The sequence below is a fragment of the uncultured Psychrobacter sp. genome, from assembly GCF_947495825.1.
GTDB lineage: Bacteria > Pseudomonadota > Gammaproteobacteria > Pseudomonadales > Moraxellaceae > Psychrobacter.
On the sequence record NZ_CANMAH010000006.1, the window covers coordinates 168,695 to 179,200 of the forward strand.

The following is a 10,506-nucleotide window of genomic DNA, read 5'->3' on the forward strand; positions in this document are numbered from 1 at the left end:
CAAACGTAATAATCAATGGAAACTAGGTGTTTATACATGAGCAATTAACACTTGAGGCAACATAAGCTTTAGCCATGTTCTCCTTAAACTTACTAAAATTAAAATACTACTAAGCTATTAACTATTAGAAATTGCTGGTTATCTTGCTACTGTCTTTATTGGACAGCCTTAGTTTTTGCCAGCCACTATATGCCAGCTATATGAGGATATTATGAAGCCACTTTCTATGATGTTATCGGTGCTTGTGATTGGTTTCACTTCCAGTACGGTAATGGCTGAAGATGTTAACCTATCAAGCGCTAGCCTACCCAATGTAAGCCCAGCCAATAGCGATTTGGTCAATCGAGGAGCGTATATTGCACGCGCAGCTGACTGTATGGCTTGCCATCGTGAAGATTATGCTGGCGGTGTCGCACTTGAGACGCCAATGGGTGAGATTTATGCAACCAATATTACCCCATCGAAACGCTATGGTATCGGTAACTATACCGAAGCCGACCTAAAAAAAGCACTGCAAAAAGGTCGTGCACCCGATCATATGCTTTATCCAGCCATGCCATATCCTTCTTATAATGGTATGAAAGATGAAGACATCAGCGCATTATTTGCCTATCTACAGACGGTTCCCATCGTAGATGAGGCCCCTGATTACGAAACCAATCTACCGTTTCCGTTTAACTTTCGCAGTCTAATGTTAGGCTGGAATGTTCTCAATGTTCCTTCTACTAAAAGCCGTGAGGGATTGACGCAGACGCAGCAACGCGGAGAGTATTTGGTCAATAATCTTGCTCATTGCGGTACTTGTCATACTCCGCGTAATAGCACAATGGGTTTTGATAACGACAATTATTTAGCAGGTGCCCAGCTTGGAACATGGCATGCGCCCAATATCACCCCCAATAAATCGAGCGGTATAGGTAACTGGAGTGAGCAAGATATTGTCACCTATCTGCGTACAGGCGAGCTGGATCAACGAGTCTTTGCTGGTGGACCTATGGGAGAGGTGGTATCGCACAGTACTCGCTATTTAAAAGATGCGGATTTAAACGCTATTGCTTCTTATCTTAAGACCGTACCTGATGTTCAAACGGACGATAAGGTACATCCGGTTGATGCGTCACGTTTACCAACCCCAATCAGTGAATCAATCACTCATGACCTGCTTGCTCAAAAAGACTACTTAGCACAGGCAAAAGCCGACGTTCAGGGTGGCAGTAATTCACCAGAAGCATTATATCTTGCTGCTTGTGGTAGCTGTCATGGTGTCGATGGTTATGGCCAACCTGACGCTCGTTATGCACCTATTGTGGGTCTAAGCAGTATCCGCCGCGAAAAGCCGGATGGTTTAATCAATGTTATTCTTCATGGTGTTGATGGCGCAACCAATACCAGTCCTAAGATGCCTGGCTTTTCAGAAGAGCTAAGTAGCGAGCAAATCGCTGGTATTAGCAATTATGTACGGGTGAACTTTGGTAGTTTAGATAGTAGTGATGTCAGCGCTGCTGATGTCGACCGCGTGGCAACTACAGGCGCTAATCAGCCTTTTTTGATTAAGTACGCAGGTCTGCTTGCGATACTAGGTCTTATCGTAGCTATCGTCATTATCATATTTATTGTGCGAGCGTTCATACGTTCTAGGCGTCATCGTTAGTTGAATCAATGAATTTAACTAGTAAAACAGGCAACTTAACAAATGCGTGTTAGGCGCTTATTATAAGACATAGATTCAGTGTAAGTCAGTAGAGTATTAAAGCTTAGCGTCATAGACAGATTATATGAGCTGAACCAATAATAAAAGTGAATGCCTACCGCCATACACGAAAATCTACTTTAAGGATATTATTATGAAAGACATGCTTCAATCACCAACGCGGCGCCAACTGCTCTCGATGATCGGTAAAACAGCGGGTGCAACTGCGATGTATCAAGCAATGACTACCTTAGGATTTGCTTCTGAGTCTAGCTTTAAAGAATCGATGGACCTAAAAGGAGCGCCTCCAGGAGCGAGTATTGTCATTCTTGGGGCAGGTCTTGGCGGTCTAACCGCTGCTTATGAATTACGTAAAGCAGGTTATGATGTTAAGGTACTTGAGTTCCAAAATCGAGGTGGTGGACGTAGCTGGACGCTCAACAGTGGTGACAGATATACTGAGCTTGGCGGTGAGGAGGTTACCTGTGATTTTGAAGAAGGTAACTATTTTAACGGTGGGCCTTGGCGTTTACCAAGTCATCATTATGCAGTATTTCACTATTGTAAAAAATTCGGTGTTGAGATGCAGCCTTTTGTGCAGACTAACGACCGGGCTTATCTGCATCGCTCTACGCACTTTGGCGGTGTACCGCAGCGCCTAGGAGATGTAAAAAACGACATACAAGGCAACATAGCTGAGCTACTATCAAAGGCGGTCAACGTTGGCGGACTAGATCGTTCAGTGAATACTGAGGATAAAGAAAAGCTGCTTGAGGGCTTAAAAGGCTGGGGCGTACTAGACAAAGACTATCGCTACAGAGCCAGCAATGAGACTACCAAACATCGCGGCTTTAGCGTCTTCCCTGGCGGTGGCCTTATGCCCAATGAAAAACCCTCAAAGCCTCTACCTATTAGTGAGATATTAGACTCTGGTATGTGGTCAGACATTTATGCCAATCATATGACCTACGGCCATCAACCAACGATGTTCCAGCCAGTAGGCGGTATGGGCAAAATCGGTGATGCGTTTACTCGTGAGTGCCGCGATATGATTGAGTTTAATGCCAAAGTCACTAAGATTCATCAAGATGAAAGTGGTGTGACTGTCAATTATGTCGATAGTAACAGCCCGGATGGTGCGACCAAGACCATACGTGCTGACTGGTGTGTCTGTAATATCCCGCTTACCGTATTGACCCAAATCGATATCAACGTCTCAAAATCGATGAAAAAAGCAATGGCAGCAGTGCCGTACGACACCTCTTATAAAGTTGGTCTCGAGTTTAACCGCCGCTTTTGGGAAGAAGACGAGTGGATTTTTGGCGGGGTCACTTATACTGATATGCCCATTACACAAATCGCTTACCCGTCAGAAGAGATGTTCAAAACAGGGACAGGGGTACTGTTAGGAGCCTATGGTTTTGGCCCAACTTCTTATAAGTTTAATACATTAACGCCAAAGGAGCGTATTAACGCCGCCCTTGCTTATGGTAAATACATTCATCCGCAGTATCCAAAAGAGTTCCGTACAGGTACGTCAGTGGTGTGGCACCGTATACCATGGACCTTAGGTTGTTATGGTATTTGGAGTGAGTCGAGCCGTGACCAATACTATGATCAGCTATGTAGTATCGACAACCGTATTGTACTGACAGGCGAGCATTGCTCACATATTCCTGCATGGCAAGAGGGCGCTATTTTATCCGGCATTGATGCAGCCAATCGTCTGCACAAAAAGGCAAAAATGCTTGGGTAATGTTGATAACCATAATAAATTCAGAGGCTGTCATGGACAATATAAGCATGAAAAAAACGACATTTAAAATGCTAACTGTGATGTCACTTAGTATGATAAGCAGTGCAGCATTGCTAGGCTGTAGCCAAAAATCAGAGGATGTAGAGACAATAGCAAGCAAACAAGATGCTGTACTACCAGTTAATAATCAAGCCAGCCGTAACACTGGCGCTTGGGGCGGTGTATATATGACTCGTGATGAGTTAAGAGCGCCAAATATCAACATCGTCGACGATAGCTCATTGCCAAATATGGAAAATGATCCCAGCCTTACAAAGTGGGAAGCTAAGTTTGAAGGTCAAAATGCTTTTGTTACTACCAATGGTAAAAAGCTATATCATGATTCATGTGCAGGCTGCCATATGCATGAAGGCGAGGGTGCTCAAGGTGCAGGCTATTACCCACCATTAGCAAATAACAGTAAAATGCAGTCGAAATACTACATTATTGATATATTGATTAATGGTTTTCGTGGCATGCCGTCATTTCATATGATGATGGACGATGAGCAAATGGCCGCTGTCACTCAATATGTCGTCAATGATTTAAACGGTTTTAAACAGACTGTTACTGCTGAAGATGTGGCGCAGCTAAGACATGCCAATCCACCAGGTTATGATCCAAGCGAATAAGTGCATCACAACCAACCTTAGGTAATAGCTACTAATAGTCATGTATAAAAAAGCGCCCGATCATATGATTGGGCGCTTTTTTATGTGTGCGAAGCAAGAAATAAGCTGGTATTAAGGCGACAAGTTTATAGAGCTGAAGGCTTATTTGGGGCTTGATGACCATACTGGGGAGCGGATAACGCCTTGACCAGACTTACCAAATGACGAACCTCCATTTAGGGACTTAATGGTTAAGACCCCATTACCGCCTTGGGTGGAGGCATACACCACACGCTTGCCATTAGGAGAGAAGCTTGGGGCTTCGTCAATACCTGTGTTACCAAGGTTTGCAGTTATAGCACCGTTACTGTTCATAATCGCGGCTGATCGCCCACTTAAAAATGCAATTTGTGTGCCGTCACTACTAAATTGCGGGCTGGTTGCATAACCGCTATTAGAGACTTTGGTCGTTCGACCTGAGCCAAACTCATAGCGATATATCTGCGGTTTGTTAAAGCCTGCTCTATCAGAGACAAACACAAAAGACTTACCGTCTGGTGCATAGTTTGGTTGGACTTCACTGCTTGGCCAGTTTGTCAGTTTTTTAAGGTTACCACCACCTGCACTCATCTCATAAATATCAGCACTACCCTCAAAGCTACTAGAGAAGAGTATCTTGCTACCATCAGGGGAGAAAGAAGGGCTTAGGTTACTGCCTTTATAAGGGGTAACAACGGTCGCTGCACCGCCGCTGACATTTTGCACATAAATCAATGGATAAGATTTATCGCGCTGTACGGTATAGGCGATACGCGAAGCATCGGGCGACCATGTAGGCGAAAATATGGAGCCTGCTACCTCAGTAATGGTTCTGGCGTTCTCGCCATCGGCATCCATAACTTTTAGGCGAGATATTTTGTCTTTTCCGCGTCCTGTCTCTTCAATATAAGCAATACGACCTGAAAAGTCACCTGGTGTACCAGTGATCAGCTCATAGACTTTATCAGCGATGACGTGCGCGGCATAACGCAAGCTTTCTTGATTATTATCAGCGCTTAAGCTTTGCTTTCCTTGAAGTACACGACCAGATTTGACATCAATTACCTCATAAGTAGTCTCAATTTTACCGCGATTGGTACGGGTGCTACCGACTACTAAATACGGAATACCTAAGCTTTGCCACACTGGTAATGTCTCTGCCAGCTCACTACTGCTGCGCGGTTGCTGAGGCAGGTCTTTGCTAGTCACATTGAGCTCAGTTCTACTCAAATCATTTAAGATAATGGGTGATAGCACAGAGTCGCCAGCGAAAGGCACGAAGGCGACTTGGTTTTGTTGAACTGGAATCTCGTAGTCTAACTCTAATACGACGGGAGCCGCGTATACGCTAGGAGCAATAAGTAGACTTGAGGTGCTAGCAAGTAAGCTAAGCAACAGTTTTTTGTGAGTACGCATGACTGGATTTGGCTCCTAAAATGATATGACAATCGTTTTTTATATACTTTAATTGAGTATTACGGTAAGACAATATTGCCATTGGTGCAAGTTTTTTAAGATAAAACCAACAATAAATCAGCCGTCTATCCTCTTATTAATTGCTGCCTTTAAATCGTATGGTAAAGGTGGGGTATTTGGGATCGTCAGTATCAATCGGTAAATTACGAGTATTTAATACCGCTTGTTTGGCCGCTTCATTGACAGCTGAATCAGACCCTGAGACAGAGACGTTAACCACATCTCCATTACTATTGACCGTTATGGTCAAGGTTGCCTGCTGAATTGAGCCTTTAGCTGCTACCGGTGGATTATAGTTGCGCTTAATTAAGCTTACGATCTCACTATTGCTTGCACCGCGACTACTCGTCGACGCACTGCTATTACTGCCTGTTGATTGCCCTGAAGTGTTGGGGCTTCCAGATACTGTCGATTTTCCATCTGCTTCTAGGCTAAAATTTTTGCCAGCATTATTAGTATTACCCGTTTCTATCTCCAAATTGGCCTGTGTATTGTTGGGGCGTTTGATTTTAGGCGGATTATTCTCTGTATAACGAAAAGACTTTAAACGTGCGCGCTCAGCATGAAGCTGGTTTTGTTTGTCTTGTTCTACTTGGTTCAGCTCTTCTAGGGCGGTCTCATCTAGCTGCGCTGCCAGCTCGGCCATATTACGCTCATACTCCTGCATCTGCTCAATACGCCGCTGATGCTGCTCCTGACTCATTAGTACTGGTTGGTCCGCTGGCGCATCGGAGCGCGTGAATACAGGCTCTCTTTGCAGGTTTGATGATGCATTTGTTTGACTAATATTGCTATTACTGTCTGTAGGTATAGGCTCACTGGTCGCTGTATTACTAGTACTACTCGCAGCCTGAGCTTGCATCGCTGCACGGTTGGCCAGTATTTGTCCTTGCATCTCAGCCAACTCTCCTGGCGTGACCATAGTGGTTTCGATATTGCCAACGGTTTCTAATTCGGGCTGCTGGTAGGTATAGACCAGCAAGCCAAGTACGATGCCATGAGCCAATAGACTTAATAGCAAGGGTAGGGTCAGCCCATTACCTTCGGGCGGAGTTGGGATATAGACGGCAGGAGCATTATTCATGATTGTGATACTCATTGACGTGTGTCATCAGGTTGCCTACTGGATTCAATCAAGCGTATATAAAGAATAATTGTTTTTGATTTAAGCCTATTATAACGTAGGCGTAGGTAGAGGAGCACCTGTTAATAGCCCCACCTTCTGAATACCTGCTTGTTGCAAATTGGCCATCAAGGTCATGATTGCACCGTATTGATTGTTTTGATCAGCGTTAATCATTACCTGAAGCGGTGGCATGTCAGCGTTACTATTTTGCGATTGCAAGTTGGCTAAGGTGTTGATCAATTCAGGCTCACTAATAGGCATGTCTATGTTGTTTTCATAGCTGATAAAAATCTCACCGCTACTTGTCAATGACACGATGACAGGCAGCTGGTTTTGGCTCATCGTATTGGTCTGCTCTTTTGGTAAATCGACATCGACCCCCGTGGTCAGCATTGGTGCTGTCACCATAAATATCACCAGCAGCACCAGCATAACATCGATATAAGGTACGACATTCATCTCAGCATTAAGTGCTTTTTTCTTGCGGCTGTAGGGGTTTGGTTTCATAGCCCTGCCACCTGACCTTCACCAGCTCTACTCTCATTATTTTTATGCGCTTTATTTAGTGCATTTTGAGTATTGGTCTCACGCTGTAGCATTCCTGTCATCTCATCACAAAATAAGGCGCGCGACTCGTATAGCTGGCCTGACTTTGCTGTAAAGTGGTTATACGCTAATACGGCTGGAATAGCTGCAAATAGCCCCATCGCCGTGGCAATAAGTGCTTCAGCGATACCAGGGGCGACTGAAGCAAGGGTCGCTTGTTCTGTCTGCGAGAGACCCAAAAAGGCATTCATAATACCCCAAACCGTACCAAATAAACCCACATAAGGCGCTACCGAACCGATGCTGGCAAGGGTGGTAATACCGGACTCAAGTAGCTGCTGCTGACGACCAAGTCCAACGCGTAGCTTACGCTCGACGCCATCGATAATGTCATCTTTGGGTTGACGTTTTTTGTGCATTCTTAAGTATTCAGAAAATCCAATATAAAAAATCTGCTCAAGCCCTTGACGCTCAGGCGAGCCTTGGACACCCTGATAAAGTTTGGCCAAATCCTCACCTGACCAAAACCACGTTTCGAACTGATCATCGAAGTTTTTGGCAGTACCGAGGCGCGCACTTAGACGAAAGATAATAACCCAACTAACCAAAGAGGCTAGTAATAGCAATCCCATCACCATCTGCACGAGCAGACTTGCTTGAGTAATAAGATCGATAATGTTTAATGATTCAGGCATGTAACAGGCTCACTGATGATTAACAACAATTGACCAAAGCTGAGGCCCTGATCAAACAACCCTAAAAGATACAATTTATGTTTGTTGTATGATAGCTAATAAATATATTTTATTATTTATTTCAACAATTTAATAAGAAGACAGCGTTTGGATAATAGTATCCTCTCTATGACAATAATATCTCAACCCCTTAGTTTACTGTTAAATAGACAAAAGGTCATTATTAATATGTTTAATGGGTAGTAGAGAGTTTTTGGATTAATAGTTTGATAATGTGTTTTTACCGTGTACTATTGTTTGTAGATCACATTTAATATTGATTTTAGGCGTGTAAGGCATGGGTAATGATTGAATTTGTGCACGGGTTTCTCTAGAATGTTGCGCTTTGTTACCGCTGTCTTTTTTTATGACGTCATCATTGCTTTGTTGACGTCATCTTTATTTTAGACACAAATAAACTTGTTCTTTTCACTGGCCAGTTGGGATTGACCCTTATGAATGCAATTGAGCGCTATTTTGGAATTAATGGTGACAATACGACGATAAAAACGGAAATTGTTGCCGGTATAACGACATTTTTAACGATGGCTTATATCATTTTTGTCAACCCCAATATATTAGCAGAAGCGGGCATGGATAAAGGGGCAGTGTTTGTTGCTACTTGTCTTGCCGCTGCGATAGGCTGTTTTATAATGGGTCTTTATGCGCGTTTGCCAGTAGCTTTGGCACCCGGCATGGGTCTTAACGCCTTTTTTACCTATGGTGTGGTGTTAGGGATGGGTTATGCATGGCAGACAGCACTCGGTGCTGTTTTTTTGTCGGGGTGCATATTCATACTATTAAGCTTATTTAAAATTCGTGAATGGATTATTAATTCTATTCCGATTGCTCTTAAACAAGGGGTTATCGCAGGTATCGGTGCATTTTTAGCATTTATTGCACTGCAAAGCTCTGGCGTTATCGTTGGGCAAGATGCAACGCTAGTGACTCTTGGTGATATGACATCATTTGGTCCTATGATGGCATCCATAGGTTTCTTTGTTATCATCGGGCTATCGTATAAAAAAGTTCCTGGTGCTGTGACGATTGGCATTTTACTGGTCGCCTTAATTAGCCTGCTAGCAGGTCATACTGAGTTTGCTGGGATTATATCTACGCCGCCCTCCGTTGCGCCAACCCTTATGCAGCTTGATATTGCTGGTGCGTTTGATGTCACGATGATCAGTGTCATTTTTGCTTTTTTGTTTGTCGATTTATTTGATACCGCAGGTACGCTAGTGGCGACGACAAGCCAAGCGAAATTGATTGATAAAGACGGTAACATACCTAATATGGGCAAAGCACTACTAGCAGATTCGACAGCGACGGTGACAGGTGCGATGCTTGGTACTTCATCGACCACCAGTTACGTTGAGAGTGTGGCAGGTATTGCTGCAGGCGGGCGTACTGGACTTGTGGCGGTAACGGTCGGAGTGATGTTCTTATTAAGTACTTTTTTTGCACCGCTGGCTGGTATGATTCCAGCGTACGCTACCGCTGGCGCTATCTTTTACGTCGCTGTACTGATGTTAGGTACGCTAAAAGACATCAATTGGGCGGATTTGACAGATGCAGCACCCGTTGTCGTCGTGTTGTTATTTACGCCGCTGACATACTCTATCGCTGATGGCATTGCGCTTGGTTTTATTACCTTTACCGCAGTTAAGCTGATGTCTGGCAAAGTCAATGAAGTGACTCTACCAGTATGGGTGCTAACAATCATCTTACTTGTTAAGATTATATGGCTATAACTTATTTGGACGTTTATTTGTGCTATGTCTGTCGATATTTAAACCAAGGCAGGTTGAATATAGTGTAAACATACACTGCCAATAGACATTAATGACAACTACTTTTTACCCTCTTTATCTTTGATTGATAAGGAGGGTTTTTTATGCAAAGTATAAAGTTTTTGACCAAAGGATTAACATTATGGCTGCAAAAAACCTTATTAAATAACCAATAATCAACAAAAGACCATCAATTAGAAGCTAGCTATAATTTCATACCGCTAACTATTTGTTTTTAAATAATATATTTATTAATATAAATGAGCGATATTGTTAGTTCGAAAAATTGTTTCATGATAATATGGCGGGGTTAAGCGCATCACCTCAATCAACGCCGTAGAGGTTTTTCTTACAGTGAATTAGCGTCATACAAGATGATAATTTTGGTTCAATCAGCTTATATAAAAGCCATTAAATGTTGATCGCACTCCTTTCACTACAGACAAGAAGAAGGCACTAATGCCGCTTAACTGTTCGTTGTTGCCTTTGAATTGTTAACGTAGCACTTTTTTTAACAATCGAACGACCTACTTAACCCTCTCCAGCTTATGCTGGATTTGCTCGTTTTGTGATGGTGCCGTTTGGTCTCCTATATATAGCTGTTATTGGTTGTTTATCACTGCTATTTGGCGGAATGTTTAATTGCTTTATTCTAAATATTTGCGTTATTAAGAGTCCACAAGCGCCATTTATTATGGT

At 43.2% G+C, this 10,506-nt stretch carries 8 protein-coding genes; 4 read left to right on the plus strand and 4 right to left on the minus strand.

Annotation, left to right across the window (positions count from 1 at the left end; translation table 11 throughout):
• The first annotated feature begins 211 nt into the window (after positions 1 to 211).
• The 3 genes from Q0895_RS08390 (at position 212) to Q0895_RS08400 (ending at position 4,117) form a co-directional block, all read left to right on the plus strand.
• Positions 212 to 1,651, plus strand: coding sequence for a cytochrome c (locus Q0895_RS08390; RefSeq protein ID WP_058368625.1), 1,440 nt, complete (start codon positions 212 to 214; stop codon positions 1,649 to 1,651).
• Between the two features lie 193 nt (positions 1,652 to 1,844).
• Positions 1,845 to 3,446 (plus strand): NAD(P)/FAD-dependent oxidoreductase, encoded by a 1,602-nt coding sequence (locus Q0895_RS08395; protein ID WP_058368626.1) that lies wholly within the window; start codon positions 1,845 to 1,847, stop codon positions 3,444 to 3,446.
• 47 nt (positions 3,447 to 3,493) lie between these two features.
• Positions 3,494 to 4,117, plus strand: coding sequence for a cytochrome c (locus Q0895_RS08400; protein WP_227511727.1), 624 nt, complete (start codon positions 3,494 to 3,496; stop codon positions 4,115 to 4,117).
• A 141-nt stretch (positions 4,118 to 4,258) separates the two neighbouring features.
• Here the strand turns inward: Q0895_RS08400 and Q0895_RS08405 are convergent, their stop codons facing one another.
• The 4 genes from Q0895_RS08405 to tolQ form a co-directional block, all read right to left on the minus strand.
• Entirely contained in the window at positions 4,259 to 5,551 is a 1,293-nt protein-coding gene (locus Q0895_RS08405; protein ID WP_299187655.1) for a translocation protein TolB, read from the minus strand.
• A gap of 136 nt (positions 5,552 to 5,687) precedes the next feature.
• Positions 5,688 to 6,710, minus strand: a complete 1,023-nt coding sequence (locus Q0895_RS08410) for a TonB family protein (protein ID WP_299187658.1) — start codon at positions 6,708 to 6,710, stop codon at positions 5,688 to 5,690.
• 75 nt (positions 6,711 to 6,785) lie between these two features.
• A complete protein-coding gene (gene tolR / locus Q0895_RS08415) occupies positions 6,786 to 7,244 on the minus strand; it encodes a protein TolR (RefSeq protein WP_058368631.1) in 459 nt (152 codons plus the stop codon).
• The gene (tolQ, locus tag Q0895_RS08420) at positions 7,241 to 7,978 is read right to left on the minus strand and encodes a protein TolQ (protein WP_058368632.1); all 738 of its coding nucleotides are present in this window, start codon (positions 7,976 to 7,978) and stop codon (positions 7,241 to 7,243) included. The genes tolR and tolQ overlap by 4 nt, the downstream gene beginning before the upstream one ends.
• 494 nt (positions 7,979 to 8,472) lie before the next feature.
• Here tolQ and Q0895_RS08425 point away from each other — a divergent pair, with 494 nt between their 5' ends.
• Positions 8,473 to 9,768, plus strand: coding sequence for an NCS2 family permease (locus Q0895_RS08425; protein WP_299187664.1), 1,296 nt, complete (start codon positions 8,473 to 8,475; stop codon positions 9,766 to 9,768).
• Positions 9,769 to 10,506 lie beyond the last annotated feature (738 nt).